26 protein-coding genes are annotated in these 26,323 nt (G+C 42.2%); 20 read left to right on the top strand and 6 right to left on the bottom strand.

The window, feature by feature from the left end; translation table 11 throughout:
- Positions 1 to 75: 75 nt before the first annotated feature.
- From BST86_RS00605 to hisIE, 17 genes are all read left to right on the top strand, one after another.
- Entirely contained in the window at positions 76 to 1,482 is a 1,407-nt protein-coding gene (locus BST86_RS00605; protein WP_105981582.1) for an anthranilate synthase component I family protein, read from the top strand.
- Entirely contained in the window at positions 1,479 to 1,964 is a 486-nt protein-coding gene (locus tag BST86_RS00600) for a hypothetical protein (RefSeq protein ID WP_105981581.1), read from the top strand. The genes BST86_RS00605 and BST86_RS00600 overlap by 4 nt, the downstream gene beginning before the upstream one ends.
- Entirely contained in the window at positions 1,957 to 2,532 is a 576-nt protein-coding gene (locus BST86_RS00595) for an anthranilate synthase component II (RefSeq protein WP_105981580.1), read from the top strand. The genes BST86_RS00600 and BST86_RS00595 overlap by 8 nt, the downstream gene beginning before the upstream one ends.
- Position 2,533: 1 nt before the next feature.
- A complete protein-coding gene (gene trpD / locus BST86_RS00590) occupies positions 2,534 to 3,526 on the top strand; it encodes an anthranilate phosphoribosyltransferase (RefSeq protein WP_105981579.1) in 993 nt (330 codons plus the stop codon).
- A gap of 55 nt (positions 3,527 to 3,581) precedes the next feature.
- Positions 3,582 to 4,385 carry an indole-3-glycerol phosphate synthase TrpC gene (gene trpC / locus BST86_RS00585; RefSeq protein ID WP_105981578.1) on the top strand — a complete coding sequence of 268 codons (804 nt, stop codon included), beginning with the start codon at positions 3,582 to 3,584 and terminating at the stop codon, positions 4,383 to 4,385.
- On the top strand, positions 4,382 to 5,020 hold the full coding sequence (locus BST86_RS00580; RefSeq protein ID WP_105981577.1) for a phosphoribosylanthranilate isomerase: 639 nt from the start codon (positions 4,382 to 4,384) through the stop codon (positions 5,018 to 5,020). The genes trpC and BST86_RS00580 overlap by 4 nt, the downstream gene beginning before the upstream one ends.
- Positions 5,017 to 6,192 (top strand): tryptophan synthase subunit beta, encoded by a 1,176-nt coding sequence (gene trpB / locus BST86_RS00575; RefSeq protein WP_105981576.1) that lies wholly within the window; start codon positions 5,017 to 5,019, stop codon positions 6,190 to 6,192. The genes BST86_RS00580 and trpB overlap by 4 nt, the downstream gene beginning before the upstream one ends.
- Before the next feature lie 3 nt (positions 6,193 to 6,195).
- Positions 6,196 to 6,978, top strand: coding sequence for a tryptophan synthase subunit alpha (trpA, locus tag BST86_RS00570; RefSeq protein ID WP_105981575.1), 783 nt, complete (start codon positions 6,196 to 6,198; stop codon positions 6,976 to 6,978).
- Between the two features lie 3 nt (positions 6,979 to 6,981).
- The gene (locus tag BST86_RS00565) at positions 6,982 to 7,245 is read left to right on the top strand and encodes a hypothetical protein (RefSeq protein WP_105981574.1); all 264 of its coding nucleotides are present in this window, start codon (positions 6,982 to 6,984) and stop codon (positions 7,243 to 7,245) included.
- Positions 7,246 to 7,497: 252 nt separating this feature from the next.
- Entirely contained in the window at positions 7,498 to 8,349 is an 852-nt protein-coding gene (hisG, locus tag BST86_RS00560; protein WP_105981573.1) for an ATP phosphoribosyltransferase, read from the top strand.
- Entirely contained in the window at positions 8,349 to 9,641 is a 1,293-nt protein-coding gene (gene hisD / locus BST86_RS00555) for a histidinol dehydrogenase (RefSeq protein WP_105981572.1), read from the top strand. The genes hisG and hisD overlap by 1 nt, the downstream gene beginning before the upstream one ends.
- A gap of 60 nt (positions 9,642 to 9,701) precedes the next feature.
- The gene (locus BST86_RS00550; RefSeq protein WP_105981571.1) at positions 9,702 to 10,886 is read left to right on the top strand and encodes a pyridoxal phosphate-dependent aminotransferase; all 1,185 of its coding nucleotides are present in this window, start codon (positions 9,702 to 9,704) and stop codon (positions 10,884 to 10,886) included.
- A 66-nt stretch (positions 10,887 to 10,952) separates the two neighbouring features.
- Positions 10,953 to 12,062 carry a bifunctional histidinol-phosphatase/imidazoleglycerol-phosphate dehydratase HisB gene (hisB, locus tag BST86_RS00545; RefSeq protein WP_105983903.1) on the top strand — a complete coding sequence of 370 codons (1,110 nt, stop codon included), beginning with the start codon at positions 10,953 to 10,955 and terminating at the stop codon, positions 12,060 to 12,062.
- Complete coding sequence (hisH, locus tag BST86_RS00540; RefSeq protein WP_105981570.1) at positions 12,059 to 12,706, top strand: imidazole glycerol phosphate synthase subunit HisH; 648 nt, start codon at positions 12,059 to 12,061, stop codon at positions 12,704 to 12,706. The genes hisB and hisH overlap by 4 nt, the downstream gene beginning before the upstream one ends.
- 128 nt (positions 12,707 to 12,834) lie before the next feature.
- Positions 12,835 to 13,599 (top strand): 1-(5-phosphoribosyl)-5-[(5-phosphoribosylamino)methylideneamino]imidazole-4-carboxamide isomerase, encoded by a 765-nt coding sequence (gene hisA / locus BST86_RS00535; protein ID WP_105981569.1) that lies wholly within the window; start codon positions 12,835 to 12,837, stop codon positions 13,597 to 13,599.
- Positions 13,600 to 13,793: 194 nt separating this feature from the next.
- Positions 13,794 to 14,609 carry an imidazole glycerol phosphate synthase subunit HisF gene (hisF, locus tag BST86_RS00530; protein WP_105981568.1) on the top strand — a complete coding sequence of 272 codons (816 nt, stop codon included), beginning with the start codon at positions 13,794 to 13,796 and terminating at the stop codon, positions 14,607 to 14,609.
- 140 nt (positions 14,610 to 14,749) lie between these two features.
- Positions 14,750 to 15,388, top strand: coding sequence for a bifunctional phosphoribosyl-AMP cyclohydrolase/phosphoribosyl-ATP diphosphatase HisIE (gene hisIE, locus BST86_RS00525; RefSeq protein WP_105981567.1), 639 nt, complete (start codon positions 14,750 to 14,752; stop codon positions 15,386 to 15,388).
- A gap of 97 nt (positions 15,389 to 15,485) precedes the next feature.
- Here hisIE and BST86_RS00520 read toward each other — a convergent pair whose 3' ends face one another.
- Positions 15,486 to 16,559, bottom strand: coding sequence for a hypothetical protein (locus tag BST86_RS00520; protein ID WP_105981566.1), 1,074 nt, complete (start codon positions 16,557 to 16,559; stop codon positions 15,486 to 15,488).
- 149 nt (positions 16,560 to 16,708) lie between these two features.
- Between BST86_RS00520 and BST86_RS00515 the strand changes: the two genes are divergently transcribed.
- A complete protein-coding gene (locus BST86_RS00515; RefSeq protein WP_105981565.1) occupies positions 16,709 to 17,821 on the top strand; it encodes an alkene reductase in 1,113 nt (370 codons plus the stop codon).
- Here the strand turns inward: BST86_RS00515 and BST86_RS00510 are convergent.
- Positions 17,818 to 18,384: a TetR/AcrR family transcriptional regulator gene (locus tag BST86_RS00510; protein ID WP_105981564.1), complete on the bottom strand. Its 567-nt coding sequence runs from the start codon at positions 18,382 to 18,384 to the stop codon at positions 17,818 to 17,820. The two genes, BST86_RS00515 and BST86_RS00510, sit on opposite strands and share 4 nt — an antisense overlap.
- Positions 18,385 to 18,431: 47 nt before the next feature.
- On the opposite strand from BST86_RS00510, the gene BST86_RS00505 reads away from it, so the two are divergent.
- Together BST86_RS00505 and BST86_RS00500 are read left to right on the top strand one after the other, a co-directional pair.
- Positions 18,432 to 20,114: an aromatic amino acid hydroxylase gene (locus BST86_RS00505; RefSeq protein WP_105981563.1), complete on the top strand. Its 1,683-nt coding sequence runs from the start codon at positions 18,432 to 18,434 to the stop codon at positions 20,112 to 20,114.
- A gap of 134 nt (positions 20,115 to 20,248) precedes the next feature.
- Positions 20,249 to 22,195, top strand: coding sequence for a tetratricopeptide repeat-containing sensor histidine kinase (locus BST86_RS00500; protein WP_105981562.1), 1,947 nt, complete (start codon positions 20,249 to 20,251; stop codon positions 22,193 to 22,195).
- Here the strand turns inward: BST86_RS00500 and BST86_RS00495 are convergent.
- From BST86_RS00495 to BST86_RS00480, 4 genes are read right to left on the bottom strand one after another with little or no spacing between them, the layout of a single operon-like run.
- Entirely contained in the window at positions 22,192 to 22,839 is a 648-nt protein-coding gene (locus tag BST86_RS00495; RefSeq protein ID WP_105981561.1) for a response regulator, read from the bottom strand. The genes BST86_RS00500 and BST86_RS00495 overlap by 4 nt on opposite strands.
- A 12-nt stretch (positions 22,840 to 22,851) precedes the next feature.
- Complete coding sequence (locus tag BST86_RS00490; RefSeq protein ID WP_172443286.1) at positions 22,852 to 23,226, bottom strand: hypothetical protein; 375 nt, start codon at positions 23,224 to 23,226, stop codon at positions 22,852 to 22,854.
- Between the two features lie 6 nt (positions 23,227 to 23,232).
- On the bottom strand, positions 23,233 to 24,231 hold the full coding sequence (locus BST86_RS00485) for a hypothetical protein (RefSeq protein WP_105981559.1): 999 nt from the start codon (positions 24,229 to 24,231) through the stop codon (positions 23,233 to 23,235).
- Positions 24,232 to 24,239: 8 nt separating this feature from the next.
- The gene (locus BST86_RS00480) at positions 24,240 to 26,285 is read right to left on the bottom strand and encodes a hypothetical protein (protein ID WP_105981558.1); all 2,046 of its coding nucleotides are present in this window, start codon (positions 26,283 to 26,285) and stop codon (positions 24,240 to 24,242) included.
- Between the last annotated feature and the right edge of the window lie 38 nt (positions 26,286 to 26,323).

Raw genomic sequence — 26,323 nt, 5'->3', positions numbered from 1 at the left:
CCGTATGAATGAATATACAAGGTCTGCTTTACGGCAGGCCTTTTTTATTAGCCTATTTCCATTTAAAAAGATATAATGAAAGTTTTTAAACCTACTACTTCCCACCAAACAGTCCTGGCAGATACGATGACGCCTGTGGGCATCTACATGCGACTGCGGGACAAATATCCTGGCAGTATTTTGCTGGAGAGTAATGAATACGGACAACGCAGTAACAGCTTCTCTTTTATTTGCTGTAGTCCTGTAGCAACCTTTGAGATTGACTATGATAAGGTCTCTATCGCAACACCAGATGGTAAGATAGATGAGCAGGATTTTTCTACAGATTATGATCTCGTAAAAGGGCTTGAGAATTTCAAAAATTTATTTGACCCTGGAGCGACAGAGTTTCCTTTTCCCACGAATGGGCTTTTTGGGTACCTTAGTTATGATGCGGTACAGCTGTTTGAAAATATCGAATTCTCTAAAGAAAAAATCATTGATGAGGAAGCTATCCCATTAGTGCATTATCAGGTATTCCAAAATGTGCTGGTCTTTGATCATTATCACAATCAACTATATGTTTTTGATCATGTTTATGAAAAAGGTACTTCAAAAATGGAGAACCTCATCAACATCATACAGCATAGAGACATCGCAAAATATGATTTCTTCACTGATGGTGCTGAAGAATCAGAAATGACAGATGCCGATTTCAAACATCTAGTAGAAAAGGGCAAGGACCACTGCAAGCGAGGTGATGTTTTCCAGATTGTTCTTTCCAGAAAGTTTATCCAAGCTTACAAAGGTGATGACTTCAATGTATATCGCCAGTTGCGAGCGATCAATCCTAGCCCATATTTGTTCTACTTTGATTATGGAAATTTTAGAATCTTCGGCTCTTCGCCAGAAGCTCAATTACTCATAAAAAATGAAAAAGTGAGCATCCAGCCTATTGCAGGTACCTACAAAAGAACTGGCAATGATGCAGCAGATCTAGCTGCCGCCAAGGAATTAAAAAACGACCCAAAAGAAACGGCAGAACATATCATGCTGGTGGATCTTGCTCGCAATGATTTAAGTCGTCACGCTCGTGAAGTACAAGTGACTGACTATCAAAATATTCATTTCTATTCTCATGTAATTCACATGGTAAGCACAGTCACTGGTGTGATTGAGGAAGAAGACCGTATACCGCTTATAGGCGATACTTTTCCAGCAGGCACATTAAGTGGTGCTCCTAAATTTAGAGCCATGCAGCTTATTGATAAGTATGAAAAATCTGCTAGACAATTTTACGGTGGCGCCATAGGTTACCTAGGTTTTGACGGTAGTTTCAACCATGCCATCGTCATAAGAACCATTCTATCCAGTAATAATAAGATGCAATTTAGAGCTGGTGCTGGAGTAGTTGTGGAAAGCAATCTAGAAAACGAAACCCAAGAAGTTTACAATAAAACAAATGCCTTGAGAAAGGCGATCCAACAAGCAAATTTGAAATGAAAAAGAAATTATTAATACTGATAGGTATAATTGGGATTGTAACATCCTGCTCAAATGATAAAGCCATCTTTAAAGTGGACATTATTGAACAAGAAACTGGAGATAAGATTGAGTTTGTTCCTAACATGCCATTTGAACTCATAAAGGATAGCACGTACTTCTATTTTTCTAAAGAAGACTATTATAAGGTGATGGTTGCAGACATTTCTAAAGGAAAACAGATCTACAAGTCCGATAAATTTGAGATAAGGGTGATTCTAAGAAAATATATGAATGCTAAGGGTACTTACTTTGAATTTGTATTACGCTCATTCAGCAAAGATTTTAAAATTATCGATTCATACGTGATGGCTAGTACAATTGAAGAATTAAATTGTAACGGTGTCATTGATGGCAAGCTCAACATAACTACCACTTGTGCCGATGGTACCGTTACTACGGCCACAGTAGACGAATACGGGAAATTTATTATCAATGAATAAAAAGTCCAACATACTGGTAATCGACAATTACGATTCATTTACCTACAATCTCGTCCACTATCTGGAAGATCTTGAGGCAAATGTCACCGTGATGAGGAATGATAAGATTGCACCAGAAGAATGTTTAACCTACGACGCCATCATTCTTTCACCTGGTCCTGGCGTTCCTAGAGAAGCTGGAAAATTGATGGAGATTATTGACACGGTAAAAGACACGGTTCCCATATTGGGGATTTGTCTGGGACATCAGGCCATTACCGAAGCCTTTGGCGGTACGATTATCAATCTAGAAAAAGTATATCACGGTATTGCCACTGTTATGCAGCACGATAATAGTGCATTCTTTGATGGTGTGGACAAACAATTTGAAGCAGGTCGCTATCACTCCTGGAACGCCCAGGAATCTGATTTCCCAGACGTACTTCAAATCACCGCCCGAGATGAAAACGGTCAGATCATGGCCCTGAAGCATAAGGATCTACCCATTTATGGAGTACAATTTCACCCAGAAAGCGTCATGACGCCACAGGGAAAAACCATGCTCAAAAACTTTTTAGCAACACTCTAGGATGAAGGAAATACTCAACGAATTATTTGAACACAAAACGCTTTCGCGAAAGCGTGCTCACGACATCCTTACTGCCATCACCGCAGGTGAGGTCAACGATTCCCAGATTGCTGCTTTCCTTACTGTGTATGGAATGCGTAGCGTTACCGTGGATGAGCTGGCTGGATTTCGTGATGCCATGTTGGAGCAGGCCTTACTAATAGATCTAGAGAAATACAATCCTATAGATTTATGTGGTACCGGTGGCGATGGCAAGAATACCTTCAACATAAGCACGCTGGCAAGTTTTGTAACGGCTGGTGCTGGAGTTAAGGTAGCCAAACATGGTAACTATGGCGTAAGCTCAGTGAGCGGTTCCAGTAATGTGATGGAATCCATGGGCTTTAAGTTCACTAATGATTTTGACACCCTAGAAAAGCAAATTGACGAAGCAAACATCTGTTTTCTTCATGCGCCGTTGTTTCACCCAGCGATGAAAGCGGTAGCGCCTATAAGAAGAGCACTAGGAATCAAAACGTTTTTCAATATGTTAGGGCCGTTGGTGAATCCTGCGAGACCTAAATTACAAAGTGTTGGTGTCTTCAATTTACAGCTAGCCAGAAATTACGAATACCTTTTCCAAAACGAAGAAGGAAAACGATACGCCATACTCCATGCACACGATGGTTATGATGAGGTGAGCTTGACGGGAAAAACAAGAATCGCGGGCAACAATGGTGTCACTGACGTCAAACCAGCAGATTTTAACTTGTCTCAACTAACTTTAGAGCAAATATCTGGCGGTGAGTCACTGGAAGAAGCAGCTACGATATTTAAAAACGTTTTGGAAAATAATGCTACTGATGCTCAAAAGTCTGTGGTACTGGCAAATGCGGCCACAGCCATTGCTGTTGCTCAGCAAGTTTCCTTGATAGAAGCTGTTGGTAAGGCGCGTGAGTCACTGGAATCTGGGAAAGCACTGGAGTGTTTTGAAAAATTGCTAAGCCTTCAATAACACAGGTTTTCACCATTACGGAAGAATACTTTAAAACTTTATACCAACTACCACCTTGGAAGACATACTTAAAAAAATAACCGATCAAACACGAGAAAACCTTGGAAAACGCAAGGAAAAAGTTTCTTTAGATGATCTAAGACAAATGCCACACTACATTCGTAAGACCATCTCTATGCGCAATGCGATCGCTAACGGTAGTGGGATCATAGCAGAGCATAAACGGCAAAGCCCATCAAAAGGTTCCTTTAATTGCCCAGCAACAATCAAAGACGTTGTAAAAGGATATGAGGCCGCAGGTGTAAGCGCCATCAGTTGTTTGACTGATGAACCCTTCTTTGGTGGTACTCTACAAGATCTTATAGACGCCAGGGAAAGCGTTAGCATTCCTATCCTGCGCAAGGATTTTATGATCGATCTATATCAAATTCATGAGGCCAGAGCCTATGGCGCCGATGCTATTTTACTTATCGCTGCCTGCCTCAATGATGAGGAATTGAAGACCATGGCCGCAGAAGCTCTCAATCTGCAGCTTGACATATTGTTTGAAGTACATGATTTAGAAGAATTGAATCGCGTGAAGCACGTAACAGAGTCATTATTGATCGGTAAATTCATGATAGGTGTCAACAATCGTGACTTAAAACGCTTCAAAACTGATATCCAAAACAGTAAGGATCTTTTACCCCATTTTCCTGAAGACGTTTTGGCCATTTCTGAAAGCGGAATTTCAGATCCGGCGATAGTCAAGGAATTGGCTGGATTGGGATATAAAGGATTTTTGATAGGTGAAAACTTCATGAAAACCAACGATCCAGGTCATAGTTGTAGCGAATTTATAAAAGCGATACAATCATGATGATCAAGGTATGCGGCATGCGAGAAACTGAAAACATCAATGCACTGCAGCAGTTGGACATTGACTTTATGGGTATTATTAGATATCCCAAGAGCAAGCGATATGTGGATGATACACAAAAATCCCACATAGAGCAACTCACCATGAACAAAGGAACGGTTGGAGTCTACGTCAATGCTACACTTCAGGAAATTTTGCAGGATATCATTCCTTTGCAGTTAGATGTGGTACAGCTACATGGTGATGAGGATTCCGCTTTCGCGAAAGCGTTACTGGAATTAGATATCAAGGTTTTCAAAGCATTTCAAATGCACGAAGACTTTGCTTTCAACGCTCTGGAAGACTGGCTGGAATTAGGAAAACAGAATCCTGGAAAATTATTTTTCCTTTTTGATACGGCCACCAAGAATTATGGTGGTAGCGGCAAGAAATTTAATTGGCAAATACTCGACTCTTATAACGGCAGTGTTCCCTTTTTGTTAAGTGGCGGCATTTCTGAAGACGATGCGACAGCCGTCAAAAATATAAAGCACGATATGTTTCTAGGTGTGGACCTCAACTCACAATTTGAGGATGAACCTGGATTGAAGAATATCGAGATGATTAAAAGTTTCATAGAAAAATTGAGAAAATGAGCTATCAAGTAGACGAGAAAGGATTTTATGGAGAATTTGGTGGTGCATTCATACCAGAATTGCTCTATCCCAACATTGAGGAACTTCAGGAAAACTACCTGAAAATCGAGAAAAGTGAGGAGTTCCAGACCGAATTTCACCAGCTGCTCAAGGACTATGTAGGCAGACCTACACCGTTGTTCCTAGCCAAAAGACTATCGGCAAAATACGGTGCCGAAATCTGGTTAAAACGTGAAGACCTTTGCCATACGGGCGCTCATAAAGTCAACAATACCATAGGTCAGATCCTACTTGCCGAAAAACTGGGCAAGAAAAGAATTATTGCAGAAACTGGTGCTGGTCAGCATGGTGTTGCCACGGCAACCGTTTGTGCTCTCAAAGGTTTGAAGTGTATCGTCTATATGGGCGAGAAGGACATCGAGCGCCAGGCACCTAACGTTGCCCGCATGAAAATGCTGGGTGCAGAAGTACGACCAGCCATGAGCGGCTCCAAAACCTTGAAGGACGCGACAAACGAGGCGATGCGCGACTGGATCAATAATCCTGAAGACACGCATTACATCATTGGGTCCGTCGTTGGACCACATCCATATCCAGATATGGTAGCGCGTTATCAAAGTGTTATCTCCAAGGAAATCAAAGAACAAATGCAAGGCTTGCCTGATTATGTGATCGCTTGTGTAGGTGGTGGTTCTAATGCCATGGGTGCTTTTTATCATTTCTTGGATGATCCATCAGTCAAACTCATAGGTGTAGAAGCTGCTGGAATGGGTGTTGACACAGATAAAACTGCCGCGACTTTGACACTAGGAACACCTGGAGTTTTACACGCCAGTCGATCCATCATGATGCAGGATAAAGATGGTCAAGTAGTAGAACCACACAGCATTTCTGCTGGTCTAGACTATCCAGGAATTGGCCCAGCGCACGCTTGGTTAAAAGTTTCTGACCGTGCACATTATATGGCAGTAACAGATGCCGATGCATTGACCGCAGCCGTAGAATGCAGCCGTTTAGAGGGAATTATTCCAGCATTAGAAACGGCTCACGCATTTTCTGTTTTAAAAGATCTAGACCTAAAACCAACCGATCGTGTGGTGATCAACCTTTCAGGTCGTGGCGATAAGGATATGGATACGTATATGCGCGAACTCAAACTCAACGAACTTTAAGCCATGCAGAACAAGCTTACCCATCTATTTGCCAGCAAACCTAAGAATTTGCTCAATATATTTTTTACCGCTGGTTATCCTAAACTGGAAGACACCACAGTTATTTTAAAAGCTTTGGAAGATTCCAAGGTGGATCTTGTAGAAATAGGCATACCCTTTAGCGATCCGCTGGCAGATGGCCCAACTATTCAAGAGAGCAGCAAGAAGGCCCTGGAAAACGGCATGTCCATCGAGAAACTGTTCACACAACTGGAGCAGTTTAAATCAGAAAATCCAGATTTCAGCACACCGGTATTGCTCATGGGATATTTGAATCCAGTGATGCAATATGGATTGGATCGCTTTTGCGCGCGTTGTGCTGCGGTAGGTGTAGATGGATTGATCATTCCAGATCTACCCATGTATTCCTACCATATGGAATTTAAAGACACTTTTGAAAAGCACAACATTTCTAATGTTTTCTTGGTAACACCTCAAACCTCAGAAAAGCGCATACGTGAGATTGATGAAAATTCTACGGGCTTTATCTATGCGGTGAGCAGCGCGAGCACGACAGGTTCCAAAGCAGACTTTTCAGCAGCGGCAGATTATCTAGGCAAATTGAGAGATATGGATTTGAACACGCCAGTACTTACTGGGTTCAATATAAAAAATGCCCAAAATTTTAAGGATGCCTGTCAATATGTGGATGGAGCAATCATCGGGAGTGAGTTTATCCGCCAGATAAGTAACGCTACTGATATATCCAGCACCGTACAGCAGTTTGTAAAATCTGTAAAGGCTTAATTTATGGCTGATTCAGAAAACCTATATACCGACGATAATCCAGAAACCACTGTTGAGGGATTGGGTTTTGCAAATAAAGAGAAAGCTGAAGAAAGCGTTGAAAAAATCAAGGCCTTACTAGAAAAGGGTGAGATCGATCAAAACCATGCCAAGCAAATTTGTGTCACTATGGAGCAGCGATCAAAACATCACCCGCATCGCAATGATGACATGAAAGCTGCTGAGAAAGTCTGGAGAAATTACCTAGAGCAATTGAAAAAAGAATAGCATAAAGTTAAATATCTGCAATTATTCATGAGTTCGCTTTCGCGAAAGCGAAACACCACCTACATTTGCACTGCAATGAAATCAAACAACACACATCACCATCATTTAAACACTTCCCGCAAGGCGAGCTAAAAATGTATTGATGTAACTCAACATATTTAAAAACCCGTCTTTTCTAGGCGGGTTTTTGCATTTCCATCAGGAACAAAAAGTGACCTAAAAGAGACTCAAAAAGCTGAAAAGCACCAACAAATGATTAGAATAGCAGTACAAAAATCAGGAAGATTATCAGACAAATCCCTTCAACTCTTGAAAGATTGCGGGATCAAATTTGATAACGGGACGCGCAAATTGAGTTCTAAAGCAAAGAATTTCCCTATCGAGATTTTGTTCCTACGTGATGACGACATCCCACAATATGTGGCGCAAGGAGTGGCAGATCTTGGAATTCTAGGGTTGAATGAGGTCGAGGAAAAAGACCAAAAAGTCGATGTGATCAAGCAATTAGGTTTTGCTGGTTGTAGATTGAGTCTTGCCGTTCAAAAAGATGTGGACTATACAGGTTTGGAATGGTTCAACGGCAAGCGTGTAGCGAGCAGTTACACGACCATCGTCAAAAAGTTTTTTGCCGACAAAGGCATCAACGCCACAACTGAAGAAATAGGTGGATCTGTAGAAATCGCTCCAGGAATAGGCCTGGCCGAAGGTATCTGCGACATTGTTTCCACCGGTTCTACACTTATCATGAACGGCTTGAAAGAAGTAGAAACCGTTATGTATAGTGAGGCAGTTCTCATATCCAACCCATCATTGAACAGCGAGAAAAAGGAACTTCTGGACAAGCTCATGTTCCGTATGGAAGCCGTTATGAATGCGGCCAAAAACAAATACATTCTCTTGAACGCGCCCAACGATAAGATTGAGGAAATCTCTGCATTGTTACCCGGAATGAAAAGCCCAACTGTGCTTCCACTGGCCGAAGAAGGCTGGTCAAGTCTACACAGTGTCATTGAAGAAAATGACTTTTGGAATGTCATCGACCAGTTAAAGGATGCCGGCGCACAGGGAATTCTTGTAAGTCCAATTGAAAAATTAATCGTCTGATGGAAATTATCATAAATCCTTCGCAAGCGCACCAAAAAACACTTTTAGAGCGACCGCTCAAGCAACGCTCTGAAGTCGATCACGCGGTAAAAGAAATTATCCAACTCGTACGCGAGAATGGTGATGAGGCTTTGATTGCTTTTGCAAAGCAATTTGATAAAGCAGAATTAAAAAACCTAAAAGTAAGCCCAGCAGAAATTTCGCAAGCGTCCACCCAAGTGGATGAAGATTTGAAAGCTGCGATTCAAACGGCTTACGACAATATTTATAAATTCCACAAGGCGTGTTACACTCAGGATTATCCTGTGGTAGAAACCATGCCTGGCATGACCTGCTGGAGAAAATCACTGCCTATTCAAAAGGTTGGACTATATATTCCGGGTGGCTCTGCTCCGCTTTTTTCTACTGTTTTGATGCTGGGAATTCCTGCTAAAATTGCTGGCAATAAACAGGTCGTTTTATGCAGTCCTACAGACGCAAACGGCAATATCAATCCAGTCGTGTTACACACGGCAAACCTTTGCGGTATTACTGAAATCTATAAAGTAGGTGGCGCTCAGGCCATCGCTGCCATGACCTATGGAACTGAAAGTGTTCCCAACGTCTACAAGATTTTCGGCCCTGGAAATGCCTTTGTGACTCGCGCTAAGGAACTGGCCCAGCAAGAAGGCGTCGCGATCGACATGCCTGCTGGACCATCAGAGGTGTTGATCATTGCAGATGCGGCCGCAAATCCAGCTTTTGTGGCTTCAGATTTATTGGCTCAGGCAGAACATGGCCACGATTCCCAGGTGATTCTATTGACGGAATCTGAGGATCTTGCCCATGCTGTTAATGAGCAATTAGAAGTTCAATTAAGTTCGCTTTCGCGAAAGCAAACTGCCGAAGCTGCTCTGGAAAACAGCAAAACCATCGTACTGGAAAGTATCGATCAATGTGTGGAATGGTCTGATGTATATGCTCCAGAACACCTGATTATAAATACAGCAAATGCTGATGAAGTGGCTAACCGAATCACGGTTGCTGGATCGATTTTTATAGGTGCGTATACTTGTGAAAGTCTCGGCGATTATGCCAGCGGTACCAATCACACGTTACCAACCTATGGTTATGCACGCAATTATAGTGGTGTGTCGGTGGACAGTTTCGTGAATAAGGTAACCTATCAAAAAGCATCGGCTCAAGGCATTGAAAATTTAGGGCCAACTGTGGAAAAAATGGCCGCTGCTGAAGGTCTGGATGCGCACAAAAATGCAGTGAGTGTTAGATTAAAAAGTTTAAATAATGATTAAATCGTACCTGCACGATTTTCTCCTTTGGGGAAATGTAAGCAGGACAAAGGGCCTTAAAGCATGAGTACATTCAATTTAGAAAACATAGTTCGCAAGAACATTTGGAGCTTAAAGGCTTACTCCAGCGCTCGTAGCGAGTTCCAACTCTATGGAAAAACCGATGGAGCAGAATTGACTCTACTCGATGCCAACGAGAACCCGAATGATCCAGCGATATTGGACATGGATTTGCAGATTCGCAATCTGAATCGTTATCCTGATCCACTGCAAAGCGATATCAAAGAGATTCTGAGCGAGCAAAAAGGAATTGCTACAGATCAGATTTTTGTGGGAAACGGCAGCGATGAAGCGATTGATCTATTGTACCGCATTTTTTGCGAGCCAGGAAAAGACAGCGTGATTACATGTCCGCCAACTTACGGGATGTACGAGGTGAGCGCTGCAATCAACGATGTTGCCGTGGTTGAATTTCCATTAACCAGTGATTTTTCTCTGGATGTACACGGGATTTTGAAAAGTGACGCTTTCGCGAAAGCGAAACTCCTATGGATCTGCTCTCCTAATAACCCAACAGGAAATGCCCTTCTAAAAGCTGATTTACAACACGATTGGCAAGCAGAAAATTATACCAAAGGCGGCATGATGGACATGCCTTATGCGCCAGAATTTGAACAGGAACTCAAAGAAAACAAAGAGAATCTGGATCGACTGATTGGTGGTTTCAATGGAATCGTAGTGGTTGACGAAGCCTATCAAGATTTTACCGAGAATCAAAGTTTCATACGCAGACTGGATGATTATCCTAATCTTGTCGTTTTGCAGACCATGTCCAAAGCACATGGCATGGCTGGTGCTCGTACCGGTTTTGCTTTTGCATCACCAGAGATCATCGCTTTGTTCAACAAGACGAAGCCGCCTTATAATGTCAATGAGCTGTCTCAAAAGGCAGTTTTGAAGGCATTACAACTCACAGATCAAACGGATCAACAGATAAGCGAAATCAAGTCCAACAGAGAAATGTTGAGCACCTTGCTGGAAGATCTGGAATACGTAGAAGAGGTTTATCCAAGCGAGGCCAATTTTATTTTGGCCAAAGTCAAAGATGCCAGCGCTGTATATAATTATTTGAAGGATCAGGGCATTATCATACGCAATCGCAGCAGCCAGATCCCTAATACGCTAAGGTTTACCGTGGGAACGACTCAGGAATGTGAGGTGTTGATGAAGACGTTGAAAGAATATTGAATAATGATTAACGATTTTTGATTTCAGATTTATTCTGAATTCAGAATTCAAAATTCAGAATTGATTTTGAAAAAAGTACTATTTATTGATCGCGACGGCACCATCGTTAAGGAGCCACCAACAGATTATCAGTTGGACAGTTTTGAAAAGTTGGAGTTCTTACCTATGGCAATTACCCAGTTGCATCGCATAGCGAGAGAATTGGATTATGAACTGGTGATGGTGACCAATCAGGATGGTTTAGGAACCGATAGTTTTCCTGAAAATACCTTTTGGCCAGTCCATAATTTGATGATGGACATTTTGGAAAAAGAAGGCGTGACTTTTAGCGAAGTCTTGATTGATCGATCTTTTCCAGAACAAAACGCGCCTACCCGCAAACCTCAAACTGGCCTGTTGACCCATTACATCAAGGGCAATTATGACTTGGCCAACAGCTTTGTCATAGGCGATCGCAATAGCGATATGCAGCTGGCAAAAAACCTGGGCTGTAAAGGAATTCAGTTGCCCTCGATAACTGATGACTCTACTTTTGAAGACGAATTGGTGGTTTTAAAAACCGATTCTTGGAAAGAGATTTTTCAATTTTTGCGAGGTCAACCACGCAAAGTGTCGGTGAGTAGAAAAACCAATGAAACCGACATCAACATCACGCTGAATCTGGACGGTTCTGGAAATGGGACCATCGATACGGGATTGAAGTTCTACGACCACATGCTGGAGCAATTGCAACGTCATGGTTCGCTGGATCTGGATATCAAGGTGGATGGCGATCTGGAAATCGACGAGCACCACACCATCGAGGACACTGCTATTGCGCTGGGTGACGCTTTCGCGAAAGCATTATCCACTAAAAAAGGTATCAATAGATATGGATTTTTATTGCCCATGGATGATTCCTTGGCACAAGTGGCCGTAGATTTTGGAGGAAGACCATGGATCGTTTGGGAAGCAGAATTCAAAAGAGAATACGTGGGCGACATGCCTACAGAATTGTTCTACCACTTCTTCAAATCCTTCAGTGATGCGGCAAAGTGCAACCTGAACATGAAGGTAGAAGGTGACAATGAACATCACAAAATCGAGTCGCTGTTTAAAGCTTTCGCGAAAGCGATAAAAATGGCAGTCAAACAAACAGGCGACGGCAAGTTGCCCAGCACCAAAGGCACGCTATGATTGCGATTGTAAAATATAACGCCGGTAATATAGGTAGCGTCACTAACGCGCTCAATAGACTGGGCATTGAAAATAAGGTCACTGACGATTCTGCAGAATTGAAAGCGGCAAACAAAGTGATTTTTCCTGGCGTGGGCGAGGCTGGTACAGCGATGAGTTATTTGCGGGAACGAGAACTCGATCAGGTGTTAATTAACTTAAAACAGCCATTTCTTGGGATATGCTTAGGTATGCAGTTGATGTGCAATCACAGTGAAGAAGGTGACACTCCATGCCTCGGAATTTTTGATACAAACGTGAAGTTGTTCAAATCGCCCGAGTTTAAAGTGCCGCATATGGGATGGAACAGTTTGAATACTGAATATCGATCAACGAATGACGAATTAAAAACGGATTCAAATCAAAAATCAAAAAACGTTAATCAGCAATCATTAATCCTTCAAGGCTTGCCGCAGAATGCCGATGTGTACTACGTTCACTCCTACTATGCCGAGCTTTGCGAGGACACAGCAGCGGTTTGCGATTACATATTACCATTTAGCAGCGTTTTGCAAAAAGATAATTTTTATGCGACCCAATTTCATCCAGAAAAGAGTGCTGGAGTTGGCGAGCAGTTATTGAAAAACTTTATAAGCCTACCCTAAATCCCTTCCAGCGGAAGGGACTTTATTAAGGATTGGCATTTGAATGAAACACTAACCGATTCCGCTATGCAGTGGAATGACAAACAAATTTTCCCCTTTGGGGAAATGTCCGTAGGACAATGGGGCTTATGAGAATAATACCAGCAATAGACATCATTGACGGGAAATGCGTTAGGCTTTCTCAAGGAGATTATAATCAGAAAACCGTTTATAATGAAGACCCGCTTGAGGTGGCTAAAGAATTTGAAGCCAATGGCATTCAATACCTTCACTTGGTAGATCTTGACGGTGCCAAAAGTGCCCACGTGGTCAACTGGAAAGTGCTGGAACGCATTGCGAGCCAGACAGGTTTGAAGGTAGATTTTGGCGGTGGCGTAAAAACCGATGAAGACATCAAGATGGTTTTTGAAAGCGGAGCCAAACAAGTAACTGGTGGTAGCATCGCCGTGAAGAATTCAGATACTTTTGAGGGATGGATTGAGAAATACGGCAGCGATAAGATCATACTCGGTGCAGATGCTAAAGATGGCATGATTGCCACACACGGCTGGCTGGAAAGCAGCGAACTGGAAGTGGTGAAATTCATCAAGGAATGGAACAAAAAAGGCATAGAATACGTCATTTGTACCGACATTGCCAAAGACGGCATGCTCGCCGGACCCAGCTATGAATTGTACAAAGAAATTCTGGCTATAGAAACCTTAAAACCGGCGGATGCTATTGTTCCGTCAGCAGATGAATTTGAGAATGGTATCAAGCTGATAGCCTCTGGTGGTGTTGCCGTGGCAGATGATCTACATCGCTTGCGCGAAATGGGTTGTGAAGGAGCTATTGTGGGCAAAGCCTTTTATGAAGGTAGGATCAGTTTTAAGGAGTTGAGAGAGTTTATATAATTCCTGCGCACGCAGGAATCTTGTTGATTTGTCAACCAGCATTTGAATAAACACTAAGCGATACCGCCATGTGGCGGAAGGACAAAAAAGTTTCCCCTTTGGGGAAATGTCCGCAGGACAATGGGGCTTGAGGCCTGAATATAAATCAAAAGTAGGTGTTGGATCTTTAGAGATCTCTGCCTGCGCAGAGAATTATGCTAAAAAAAAGAATCATACCGTGTCTGGATATCAAAGACGGTCGCACCGTTAAAGGAATCAACTTTGTGGGCTTGCGAGACGCTGGCGATCCCGTACAACTGGCGCAGCAATATGCAGATCAAGGCGCAGACGAGTTGTGCTTTCTGGACATCACCGCCACCGTGGAAAAAAGAGATACTTTGGTACCGCTTGTTAGAGAAATCGCCGCGGTATTGAACATACCGTTTACCGTTGGTGGTGGTATCAATGACGTGAAACTCGCCAAAGAAATCATCAAAGCTGGAGCCGATAAAATCGCTGTGAATAGCGCAGCAGTTCATAGACCTGAACTGATTAATGAGCTGGCTGCAGAGTTGGGAAATCAGTGTGTGGTGGTGGCTGTGGATACGAAAAGGATTGCGGAAAATGACCAACAGATTCCGGGTCAAGCCCGGAATGACAACTATGCTGACAAAGTCTTTGTCTCTGGCGGTAGAACCGAAACCGATAAAGAAACCATAGCCTGGTGCCTGGAATGTGAGCAGCGAGGTGCAGGAGAAATCTTGCTGACGAGCATGGACCACGACGGCACTAAAAACGGATTTGCACTGGAGATCACAGATACGCTTTCGCGAAAGCTAAACATTCCCATCATCGCCTCTGGTGGTGGTGGCACGGCAGCACACTTTGAAGAATTATTCAAAGACACTCATGCCAGTGCTGGCCTTGCGGCAAGCATCTTCCATTTTGGAGAATTGCCCGTGCCGGTATTGAAAAGGCAATTGGCTGAAACTGGAATCGCCATTCGTATACCTGCCAAAGCAGGAATCTGAGTTTGAGTAGATGAAATACATAGCCGTCCTGTGACGGCTGGATAAATTAAAAATATTGTATTCGGGAATAGAAGATTTCCGACTGCGAATAAAACAGAAGGTGTTGGATCCAAGAGGTTTCCACCTTCGTGAGAATAATTATGAAACTAGATTGGAATAAAGGAGAAAACGGATTGCTACCCGTGATCGTTCAAGATATGACCAGCAAGCAAGTGTTGATGCTGGGTTATATGAACGAAGAAGCATTTGAAAAGACCAAGGCAGAAAAGCGAGTAACTTTCTACTCGCGCAGCAAAAAACGTTTGTGGACTAAAGGTGAGTCTTCAGAAAATTATCTGGACGTGGTCAGCATTTCTAACGACTGTGATCAAGACGCTATTCTAATCATGGCATACGCTCATGGGCCAACATGCCACACGGGTGAGACTTCTTGTTTTGAGGCTGGAGAAGAAGTTCGCTTTGGCGAAAGCGAGATCCTGAAACAAATTAAAGATGACAAGTTCACCATCAACGATCTGGAAAAAACCATTCATCAAAGAATCGATGATCAAGTAGAAGGATCCTACACGTACTCATTGATTCAAAAAGGAATCAATAAAGTAGCCCAAAAAGTAGGCGAAGAAGCCGTTGAAACGGTGATTGATGCCATCAACGGTAAAGAGGAAGATTTTCTTTATGAAGCTGGTGACTTGATGTATCATTATCTGGTTTTGCTTAAAGCCAAAGGCTTCTCACTGGCTGATATCGAAGCAGAGCTTGCCAAACGCCATAAAAATTAACAAGCCGCAACTTCCCTAAGGCTGCGGCTCTTTCCAATTCTACGACCTCTTAAGTTCCCCTAGATCATAAAGGCATATAGAATAGTTAGTCAACAAATCAATCTTGATATTGATACACCAGGTGATTCATTTGGTCATCAATAAATTTGGATCCAGATAGGTAAAGTGCATCGGCAAATTTTTGGCCATCGACCTCTACCATTTTCGCATTTTCAGAAATAGTGCTCGTCCACGTGGTCACTTTGTAGATCGCATTTTCATAATTTGTTGCTGCCGCACCACGGTTGAAGGATTCCACTTTAGTATCTTCAATGACGCCACCTATATAAATGGACTTTGCCAGATAACCTTTCCAAAGTACCTTCTTGAGTCCAGAACCTTGTGCCACATTAAAGTCGGTTTCAAGCATGTAATAATCTTCTTTTCCTCTAGAGCCAAAACCACCACTAGATGGAGCAGATATGGCCTTGTTCCCTAAAGACAAATTGGTTTTGATTACAGCGTTTGCACCGGCAAGCCCAGATAACCAGCTACCACCAGTTTCACTCCAGCTCATGACTAGATTGATGTCCAGAATGATGGCATCATCCAGGTCTTTGGATAAAGCGTTGTTCCCACCAGAGGCCAATTTCCCAAGAGATTTCAAACCAGGAAACATACCTTGCTTTTTAGAATCACCTTTTTCGGCAACCTTTTCACTGGCCAGGCCGCTAAATTGGGTAGGGATAATTTCCAGCATTCCAGGATTTACACTTTCGCGCAAGACAGGTCCTTTTAGCGGTACTGCTTTTTTGTAAAAATCTGTGGCAGCAGCCTTGTCCACTCCAATGATGTTGAAACCTTTTGCTTGTAGGTCTGAAACCATGTCCGCATAGAGTTGATCGACCTTTTGCTGGAGCAGGTCAGCATTTACCCCTTTAAGACCTAAGGCCGCTTGAGAAGTGGCTTCTGCCCTACCTTTTCCTCTAAACTCTCGTTTTGCCTTGTAGTCAATATCTTCCCGGTACACCTCAACCAGCACGTTGAAGTTAGCGATGTAGACATCCTTTGACGCCTTTTTCTTAGGCTTGACACCTAGATAGTCCACTTTGGTCTTAAAGTCTGAGAGCGTTTGAGCACTAACGCCATAACCCAAAAGGACGAAACTGCAAATCCATAAAAAATTCTTCATGATTTATATTTTTAAAGTTGTTCAAATATCGCTTTCGCGAAAGCGAACCATCAATAAGGCAACTGTCGTATTCTACTAAGGCTCATCAATTAACTTGAACTTAACCGCAATCAATTGTACATACAATAACTTTGAGAAAAACAAGAAAAATGAGCGATAAACAAGAATTATTAGAACCTATAAAAATTGGAGCCGTAGAATTGAAAAACCGTGTGGTGATGGCACCCATGACCAGATGTCGTGCTACTAACGAGCATCAAGCTCCAGAACAAAAACACGTCGATTACTACACACAACGTGCTGGTGCAGGATTGATCATTACAGAAGGCAGCGAGGTATCAGAAAAAGCAAGAGGTTATCCTTTTGTTGCAGGTATTTTTAATGATGCCCAAGTAGAAGGCTGGAAAAAAGTTGTCAAAAGTGTTCACGATGCAGATGGGAAAATCTTTTTACAGCTGTGGCATGTAGGCCGTACCTCATTGCCAGATTACCATGACGGACAATTGCCATGGGCACCTAGTGCCGTGAATCCAAATACGGAACTGCGCAACGCCAAAGGTGAGAAAAAACAAACCGTTACGCCACATGCGATGAGCAAGGAAGAAATCCAACAAACCGTAGGCGAGTTTAGACACGCAGCAGCAAATGCTAAAAAAGCTGGCTTTGATGGTGTAGAGATTCACAGTTCTAATGGTTACTTGATCCACCAGTTCTTCAACAATAAATCCAACGTACGTACAGATGAGTACGGCGGTACCAATGAAAATCGGGCACGTTTTTTCTTTGAAGTGCTTGAAGCCGTTAAAGAAAGCTGGCCAGAAAACCGCATAGGTTGTCGTTTGAATCCATCCTTACATGGTGTATTTGGAATTGAAGGAACTCCAGATACGATTCCGTTTTTTGAATATTTGATCGACCGCTTAAACAACTTTGATCTTGCCTATGTCCACTTGTCAGAACCATTTACAGATGTGAGCGACGTCCACTTTCTAGAAACAGACATTGCCAAACACTTTAGACCTATTTACAAAGGTAACTTGATGATCAATAGTGAATTTGATCGCGAGTCGGGAAATAAGGTCATTGCAGATGGTCATGCAGACCTAGTTGCTTACGGTAAATTGTTTATCTCTAATCCAGATCTGGCACACAGGTTTGAATTGAAAGCAGAAACTACAGAATGGGACCAAAACACGTTTTATTCCCAAGGCCGTGAAGGATATACAGATTATCCAACGCTGGAAGAGCAGAAAGCCAGCTAGGCTCTAAGTCCCGTCAACAAAATATTGGGTAATTCCTTTTTAAGGTCAGCTACTTCGGTAGCTGATTTTTTTGGTATCCATAAGTAGATGGATCGTAAAGTGCTCAACAGATTGAATAGTATGGTTTCCACACTCAGGTTTTTGAACTCGCCGCTGGCGATGCCTTCTTTGAGTATCTGCTTAAAATCCAGTTCGTATTTCTTGCGCGATGCGATGTATTCTTCATAGGCAGCTCCTTCTAGGTGCATCCAGTCGGTATTCAAGACCGCGAGAGCATCGGTGTTTTCCACTGCTATTTTGATGTGTAGAGCTATGAGTTGTTCCGCTTTCGCGAAAGCGGTACCATCATTTTTCTTCACCGCATCCATTCCAGCCGTGAATTTACGAGCCACCTCTAGAATCAACTGCTCCAGGATTTCCTGCTTACCCGAAATATGGTTGTAGAGACTTGCCGCCTTAATATCCATGGCCGCCGCAAGATCTCGCATGGTAACGGCGCTATAACCTCGTTGCTTAAAAAGTTGCGCAGCTGTGCGCACGATCTGTTTTTTACGAGTAGTCATGGCCACAAAGGTATGGCTTAATCAGATTTTAATTTAGCTTTGATCCTATGAAGAACTCTAGCGAAAAAATTGTTACAAATCCCTTGATAGATAGGCTGCCGCCGCATCTCAAGCAATTTATCAAGCCGCAAAATTATGAATTGTATACTGCTCAAGATCAGGCAGTATGGAGACACGTGATGCATAAAAATGTGGAATATTTATCGCAGGTAGCACACGGTTCTTATCTCAATGGCTTGAAAAAAACAGGAATTTCCATCGATGAAATTCCATCCATGTACGGTATGAACCGCATCCTTAAGGATATAGGTTGGGCAGCCGTTGCAGTGGATGGTTTCATTCCGCCAGCGGCATTCATGGAATTCCAGGCGTATAAAATTCTAGTAATTGCGGCAGATATACGTCAGTTTGAAAATATCGAATACACGCCAGCACCAGATATTATTCATGAAGCCGCAGGACACGCACCTATTATAGCCAGTCCTGATTATGCAGAATATTTAAGACGTTTTGGCGAGATAGGCAGCAAGGCTATTTCTAGCGCACATGATCATGATGTTTATGAGGCTGTAAGAGAGTTGTCAATTTTAAAAGAGATACGCTCTGATCAAGAAAACCAAGAACTACAGGAAAAAATAGACCATGCCGAAGCTCGCATCGTTGAACTCCAAAATAAAAAAGTAGCGCCCAGCGAAATGGCATTGATTAGGAATCTGCACTGGTGGACCGTGGAATATGGACTTGTGGGAACGCTCGACAACCCTAAACTTTATGGTGCTGGTCTGCTTTCCAGCATAGGAGAAAGTAAAAGCTGTCTGGATCCTGAAGTCGAGAAACGTCCTTATACCATTGATGCTGCCTACCAGGATTTTGATATCACGCGCAAACAACCACATCTTTATGTGACACCAGACTTTGCTCACTTGAGCGAAGTGCTGGAAGAATTTGCCAATACCATGGCAGTGCGTAGAGGTGGCTATCGAGGCCTGCAAAAACTGATAGACTCCAAGTCACTGGGAACTATTGAACTAAGCACTGGCTTGCAGGTTTCAGGAGTTTTTAAAAGGATGATCAAGAATGAAGATAACGAGGTCATCTTTTTTGCAACCCAAGGAAAAACAGCACTCGCCTATCGCGATAAGGAATTGATAGGTCATGGAACAGCGACCCATAAAAACGGATTCTTGTCACCTATAGGGAAACTCAAGGGAATCAACCTTGCCATAGAAGATATGGGACCGCGTGACCTACAGGCATACAACTTTTACGACAACGAGCGCATTGAATTTACCTATGAGAGTGGTATACGTGTAGAAGGCTTGAATGTCACCGGTATGCGTAATATTCACGGTAAATTGATCTTGATCCAGTTTACAGATTGTACCGTGACCTATAAGGATGAGATTCTATTTGCGCCCAGCGACGGCATGCTACATCTCGCCGTAGGTAAGGAAATTATAAGTGCCTTTGCTGGCCCAGCAGATCATCACAGTTTTGATCTCATATTTCACGCCGTGCCTTCCGGCAGGCAGGAGAGCGACACCAAGACTATCAAGCCTCAATATTCCAAACGTGAACTGGCGATCCATGATCTCTACCACAAATTGAGAACCTATCGAGAGGACGATAAAATCAACGTTTCTGTATTGGAAAAAATGAAGCTTCAGGTCATGGAGCATTATCCAGAGCAGTGGTTGCTTATCCATGAGATTGATGAATTGTTGCAGTAAAGTTGTTATTTAATAAGCTTTTCTGCCTTCCGGAAGGCATGGCGCGAAAGCGGAATAATCTTCATCCTGATCACATATTTTCAGTTTGATATTTATGTAGGTTTACTATATTTAGTATACCCAACCTACCGAATATGAAACAACTAGCGCTAACTGTATTTTTATTTTTCAGTATTCTAGCTAACGCACAAACAGAAAAAAATAAGAATAACGTTGAGTTATCAAAAGATGAATTGAAGTTCAAAGCAAAGATTGAACTAGCAGATAAATACTTATTTACCAATATCGATTCTGCAACCTACTTTATAAAACAAGCAGAAGAGATTTCTAATAGGATTGCTGATGAGATATTAATTAGAAGCTTTTTAAAATCTAAAGGCGACATCTATAAAACAAAAAACGACTTTGAAGAAGCTTTGGTTATCTATGAGGAGCTTCTCGATAGTTTTCAAGAAAAAGGAGATCCATATGGGGTTGCTAGAACCCAATCGGATATAGGAGTGGTTTATGAAGAAATGTCTGAGCCACAAAAGGCAATTGAGCAATATTTGAAGGCTCTAAAGTTTTTTGAAAACGATCCAGAATACCAATCTAATGCTGCTGCAACACTTATGAATATTGGCGTCATTCATAAAAAGCAGAAAAATTATTCTGAAGCTGAGAATTATTATCGTCGAGCTCAAGTGATTATCGATTCTGATAATGATGAGGATATGAAATTACGGATTAGAGCCAATCAAGGATCCATGCTCATTGAAGCAGGAAAACCTGACAAAGCAAAAAGTATTTTAAAAGAGGCTTATGTAATTGCTAAAAAAGAAAATCATCAACAAGGAATTGCTACAGTAACACAAAATCTTGCCATACTCGAGTATTATAAAGGAAACCTGTCACAAGCGGCAGACTATTTTACATTAGCAGGTGATGCTCACGAGTCTTATGGGAATCTTCAGGCAGCCATGACTACGAGAGTAGGAATTGCAGAAATCTACATTAAAAACAAAGAGGCGCAGAAAGCGATACCTCTTTTAAAAAATGCTATAGCGTTTTATGAAGAAACTAATGATTCAGATCGCTTATTTCCTTCATATCTATCTTTAAGTTCAGCCTTTGCTTATAATCGTGAACCAGATAGTGCAAGGGCTTACATTGATAAGTATGTTGAATTAAGAGAAAAATACGATGAGGAAAATAATAAGGAAATAATTTTTGAACTCGATAAAAAATATCAAACAGAGAAAAAAGATAGAGAACTAGCAGAACAGAAATCGGCTATTTTGCAGAAGGAACTGGAAGCTAAGCAGCGCAACCTTTACCTTATTCTATTGGGATTGGGACTGTTCTTTGCCGTGATCATAGGCTGGCTTATCATACGTCAAAAAACGCTAAAGAACAATCAACTGCGACAAGAAAGCAAATTAAAAGCAGCCCAAGCCGAAATCGAGAAACAAAACAGCCTGCAAGAACAGCGTCTTAGTATTTCGCGGGACCTGCATGATAACATAGGATCCCAATTGACATTTCTTATAAGCAGCATGGACAGTTTGCGCTATGCCAAACAGGTCGCACCAGAAACCGCAAATGACAAACTGGAAAACTTAAGTCAATTCACCCGCAAGACCATAGGCGAGTTACGAGATACGATTTGGGCCATGAATCATGATGAGATCTCCTTCCAAGATCTTCAAGAGCGATTGACTTCTCACATCAATACGGCAAATCAAGCATCTGCAACGACTCAAATTTTACTCAATATTGATCCTGAAATCAATAAAGCGCATTCTTTTGACTCTGTAAAAGGCATGCACATTTTCCGTTTGATACAGGAAGCGATCAACAATTCCATCAAATATTCAGGTAGCGATACCATCCACATTGATTTTGAAAAAGCAGACCTCAATGGCAAGAATGCCTTCAAAGTCACGATCAAGGATGATGGTAAAGGGTTTGACCCTGAACAGGTGGCGTCTGGAAACGGCATGCGCTACATGAAAGAACGCGCCGACGCTATTGAAGCAGATTTCAACTTGACCTCAAGCCCTGAAAATGGAACCTCAGTGATTGCCGTGGTGCCTTGCTAGATCAGATTGTTGTTGCGTGCTTTTTCTACTGCTTCCATTTTTGAGTGTACTTGCAGCTTTTTATAGATGTTCTCAATATGCTTGCGCACCGTGCTGGGTGACAAGATCAAATTGTCTGCAATCTTTGTATAGCTCAATCCTTGTGCGAGTTGCTCGAGCACTTCGGTTTCTCTAGTGGATAGATCGTATTCCTTATCGTCTTTATATTCTATGCTTTTGGGATTGCGCAGCAGTCGTAAGGTCTTCATCGCGATGGATGGCGTCATGGCCGCGCCACCGTCTAGCGTTTCCAGTATTCCGTTTTTGAGGGATTCTGGATCGACCTCTTTTAATAAGTAGCCATCTGCACCTGCCTGGATCGCGTTGAAGATGTGGTCATCATTATCAAACACAGTCAATATGATGATCTTGATATGTGGATACCTACTTTTTACCAGCGCGGTAGCTTCTACTCCATTCATTACCGGCATTTCAATATCCATAAGGATCAAATCAATATGGCTGTGCTTTTCCAGTTTCTCTAGGACGTCCTTACCGTGAATCGCCGTAAAACGCAGATCAAAATCATCAAAAAAAGATAGCTTTTCTTTAGTCGCATGAATCAAGAACGAGTTGTCGTCGACAATGGCATAACGTATTTTCATAAGGTTAACTGGTTAGTTATTTGAAAGATATGTAAATAATCGTATAAACATCCGCACATTTTCTATCACGATTTTAAAGCTATCGCGATACATTTTGGGTAGGCTTTTGGAGTCTTCAGAAACCGTCTGGTTCCATCGTTGCAGCGAGCCGCAATAATCTTTGAGATGTTGCTGTTGTAGATGATTACGTTGTTGCAGACGATGTATTTCCAGATAGGCAGTATCTAGCTTTGAGGTTATAATTTGGTTGAGTTCGCTTTCGCGAAAGCGATCTATTTCCAGACCAACTGCTATACCAGAGCCTACCAGAAAAAGTACCAACATCAGTAAATATTCCAGTTGTGCCGGGTCAAAAGCAGCCATCGCTATGTGAGTTGCAGCCATCATCGTTGATTATCTCGCCACGCGCATCTGGAACATGAGGTCAAAATCTGTGGAACCAACTTCTTGACCATCGGCATAAAAAAGTTTTCTAAAAATCATCCTGCCATCACCGTTAGTGACCACATAACGCTTGGTCCAGTCAGGAAATCTCGTGTCACGAGATTCTGAGGCGTACATGAGTTTATCGTGCTGGCGGTAGGTTTCACGCATCCATCGAGCAAAGGCATCTGGATCTTTGGCGCGTTGCTGCAGTAGTTTTTGAACCTCAGCAACGGAATTGTCGCTCTCAAAGCCTATTCCCATAAGGTTGACGTCAGACTCGTGATAGACCGCTCTATTCTCACCTTCCATGGTAGAGAAAAGCGGTTTGCCACCTGCGTAAAATACATATTTGGTCTTTAGTTGATCGGTAGTGAAATCGCCTTCTACCTGAGTGACACAGTACAATTCGCCGTTTTTATATTCAAAATCAGTCTTGATCTCAAAACCCGTCTTGTTGACCGTGTGGATGTAACTTATCCTATTTTGTGTATCGTAATGATAGGTCTTGGTATAATTGGTATACACACCTGTGCCTGTTTCCTTAACGAGCCTACCAGCGGCATCGTGGTCATAATCAACATTGGTATTGAAGTTGGCCGCGCTAGCCGTCTTGACCAGACTGTCCAACTGCTGGCCTTTATATTTATAATCCATCAAGGTTTCACTGGGATAATCGCCCATGATGCGTAAGTATTCTTTATCTAGAAGACCTTGCTCATTAAAAATGAGCACCTTGAGCGATGTAGGTTGATAGCCAGTACTATCTGCCTGATAATAAACAGCTTCCGCTTTGGTGACTTTCTTCTCAAATCCATAATCTGCTTGATGGATGAGCGGCAACACTTGATGCAGGTTGCCATCTTTTTCATAGGATGGTTCTTGGTAAACTTTCGAACCACAACAAGAGCGGCAAAAACCTGCTTGTGCAAAGACAAGACAGATTGCGAGAATGATAAGCTGTTTCATGACTTGGATTATTTCTTAAATGTTTGACCCTTGTGTTTTGCCAATGCATAGTTTCCAAGAGTTTTTGAAGAATAGTTAGCCAGATAATAGGCTGGCTTTTCATTGATGTAGAAATGTGCGTTGCCGGCTTTGTCCAGATAAAATTTGAAGGTACCCAACTTGATGTATTCACCGTTTGAAAAAAGGTTCACTCCTTTTTCGTTTTTGTGAATCCAGTCGTTAGCTGAGTAGGTATAACTCGCTCCAAAACGGCTATTGTTTTTATTTTCTATATCTACAAAAATGGTTTTGTTGAGCTTTTTGAGATATACCAACCAGCGGCCTGGTTGTACCACGGTCACCGCATAATCCGCTGGTGGGATGGTGACGCCGTTGTTATAAAAGTAGGCGGCTTTTCCATCCTTATACATCACGATCACCTCATTTTCCTTTGCTATACGTCTGGCATTTGTAACACCATCCATTTCAATGTTCTTGTAATCTGAGATTACAAAATCTTCCAGGCCATAACCAAACAACAGGTCCATATCGCCTTGGGCCTTTATGAAGTACTTGGGGTTTTCAATACGCAGCCCGTTTTGGTAAAATTGAAAGGTGGTTTCTCCTTTTTTCTTAACCTCTATGGTCGCATTTGTATTAAAGGGTACAGTCTCTACACTACTAGCAGACTCTGATTTTTTAGGTTGAAAATCAAAAAGCTTCTCGCCGTTGTATTTTCTACCCAAGTAGAGTTTCTTTTCTGTATTGGCGGCGCTGCCAGTGAGGACATAAACCGGCTTGCCCGCTTTCATAAAAACAAAATCGCCGTTTTCAATAGTCTTCCAGCTGGTGTTGGAATAATCCTCCACCAAGACACCATTCTCTATGATCTGAAATTCATTTTTTTGAGGATCCTGACCATAAGCCATATAGTCACCTATTTTTAACTCTGCGTTATAAAATCCGTTTTCAGATTTATAATCGGGAACTATGTAATGTCTTTGCAGCGTGCTATCTAACACATAATAGCTGTTGCCATAATAATGGCTCTTGAAATTTTTCAATGATAAACCCTTATCGTAGAAATTAATATATCCGTCGTGATGTTCCATAACGTATGGGCTTCCTGCTGCTACTTCTGGCGCGATTCCTTTAACTCCTAAATCTTCGTTTGATACATAACCACCGTCACCCAGATAATAATGCTGTCCTACGTCAATGTAGAACAGGGCGCCGTTGTTGATGGATCTTCCACCCATCCACTGTTTACTTACCGGGCGACCATGTAACATGACATAAGGGATCACTACTTTGCTGCCTTCTACAAAGGGTAGTTTTTCCCATTTGAGCTTGCGGTCTTGAACGATCTTGTCCACATCGTCATAATAGACAATGCTGCGACCGGTAATAGTTGTGGTATATCGCGGATTGATGACTTTTTGAGTGATCCAATTACCCTTGTGGTCAAACGTGTACTCATATTTTATAGGTGGATCACTACCCCAGGACAGTTCCATTTTGAGACCGTCCTTGAACTTTGTGGTACCAAAATACGTGGTGCCATCGCTATTAGTGTTCGTACTTGTCACCCACAACATATCACCTTTAAGTTCATAGGTATACTTTGTGGTTTTAGTGGTTTTATCCTCTTTCCTATAACTACTGGTTTCCATCAACCTCTTACGGGAATCATAGCTATAGCTGTGGATCCAGAAATCATTCTCTTCACGAGTCAGGCATTTATGACCATCATAGGCGTAGTAGCTCGGTGAGTCTGAATAACTAGGCTTCTCTACGGTGATCAAGCCGTTTTTCATTTCTATGAAAGGCTTTTTGTAAGTGATGGCTTCCTGTAAGCTATAATCACTGGGTTGATATTCCAGCTTGCCATCTCTAGAATACCTTGTGTATTCCACACTATAAACAGAGCCCTTGACATTTCTGGCCGGTAATTCAGTGTAGTATTTTCCCACGGGATTCATGGGAGCGTTGACCATGTCAATATGCACTTGCGCTTGTAGAAAGTCCGCTTTCGCGAAAGCGAATACCATTAAAATCAGTAAAACTTGTTTCATGAGTAGGATCTTTGAACCAAAATTGCCCTAAATCAACC

This window comes from Nonlabens agnitus (assembly GCF_002994045.1).
Taxonomy (GTDB): domain Bacteria; phylum Bacteroidota; class Bacteroidia; order Flavobacteriales; family Flavobacteriaceae; genus Nonlabens; species Nonlabens agnitus.
Note: the sequence above shows the minus strand (reverse complement) of the source record. Positions and strands in the feature narration are given on the sequence as shown.

Bases quoted from the DNA above. Each gene is read 5' to 3' on its own strand.
- BST86_RS00605 (WP_105981582.1), top strand. From the start codon at position 76: ATGAAAGTTTTTAAACCTACTACTTCCCACCAAACAGTCCTGGCAGAT.
- BST86_RS00600 (WP_105981581.1), top strand. From the start codon at position 1,479: ATGAAAAAGAAATTATTAATACTGATAGGTATAATTGGGATTGTAACA.
- BST86_RS00595 (WP_105981580.1), top strand. From the start codon at position 1,957: ATGAATAAAAAGTCCAACATACTGGTAATCGACAATTACGATTCATTT.
- trpD (WP_105981579.1), top strand. From the start codon at position 2,534: ATGAAGGAAATACTCAACGAATTATTTGAACACAAAACGCTTTCGCGA.
- BST86_RS00580 (WP_105981577.1), top strand. From the start codon at position 4,382: ATGATGATCAAGGTATGCGGCATGCGAGAAACTGAAAACATCAATGCA.
- trpB (WP_105981576.1), top strand. From the start codon at position 5,017: ATGAGCTATCAAGTAGACGAGAAAGGATTTTATGGAGAATTTGGTGGT.
- trpA (WP_105981575.1), top strand. From the start codon at position 6,196: ATGCAGAACAAGCTTACCCATCTATTTGCCAGCAAACCTAAGAATTTG.
- BST86_RS00565 (WP_105981574.1), top strand. From the start codon at position 6,982: ATGGCTGATTCAGAAAACCTATATACCGACGATAATCCAGAAACCACT.
- hisG (WP_105981573.1), top strand. From the start codon at position 7,498: ATGATTAGAATAGCAGTACAAAAATCAGGAAGATTATCAGACAAATCC.
- hisD (WP_105981572.1), top strand. From the start codon at position 8,349: ATGGAAATTATCATAAATCCTTCGCAAGCGCACCAAAAAACACTTTTA.
- BST86_RS00550 (WP_105981571.1), top strand. From the start codon at position 9,702: ATGAGTACATTCAATTTAGAAAACATAGTTCGCAAGAACATTTGGAGC.
- hisH (WP_105981570.1), top strand. From the start codon at position 12,059: ATGATTGCGATTGTAAAATATAACGCCGGTAATATAGGTAGCGTCACT.
- hisA (WP_105981569.1), top strand. From the start codon at position 12,835: ATGAGAATAATACCAGCAATAGACATCATTGACGGGAAATGCGTTAGG.
- hisF (WP_105981568.1), top strand. From the start codon at position 13,794: ATGCTAAAAAAAAGAATCATACCGTGTCTGGATATCAAAGACGGTCGC.
- hisIE (WP_105981567.1), top strand. From the start codon at position 14,750: ATGAAACTAGATTGGAATAAAGGAGAAAACGGATTGCTACCCGTGATC.
- BST86_RS00520 (WP_105981566.1), bottom strand. From the start codon at position 16,559: ATGAAGAATTTTTTATGGATTTGCAGTTTCGTCCTTTTGGGTTATGGC.
- BST86_RS00515 (WP_105981565.1), top strand. From the start codon at position 16,709: ATGAGCGATAAACAAGAATTATTAGAACCTATAAAAATTGGAGCCGTA.
- BST86_RS00510 (WP_105981564.1), bottom strand. From the start codon at position 18,384: ATGACTACTCGTAAAAAACAGATCGTGCGCACAGCTGCGCAACTTTTT.
- BST86_RS00505 (WP_105981563.1), top strand. From the start codon at position 18,432: ATGAAGAACTCTAGCGAAAAAATTGTTACAAATCCCTTGATAGATAGG.
- BST86_RS00500 (WP_105981562.1), top strand. From the start codon at position 20,249: ATGAAACAACTAGCGCTAACTGTATTTTTATTTTTCAGTATTCTAGCT.
- BST86_RS00495 (WP_105981561.1), bottom strand. From the start codon at position 22,839: ATGAAAATACGTTATGCCATTGTCGACGACAACTCGTTCTTGATTCAT.
- BST86_RS00490 (WP_172443286.1), bottom strand. From the start codon at position 23,226: ATGATGGCTGCAACTCACATAGCGATGGCTGCTTTTGACCCGGCACAA.
- BST86_RS00485 (WP_105981559.1), bottom strand. From the start codon at position 24,231: ATGAAACAGCTTATCATTCTCGCAATCTGTCTTGTCTTTGCACAAGCA.
- BST86_RS00480 (WP_105981558.1), bottom strand. From the start codon at position 26,285: ATGAAACAAGTTTTACTGATTTTAATGGTATTCGCTTTCGCGAAAGCG.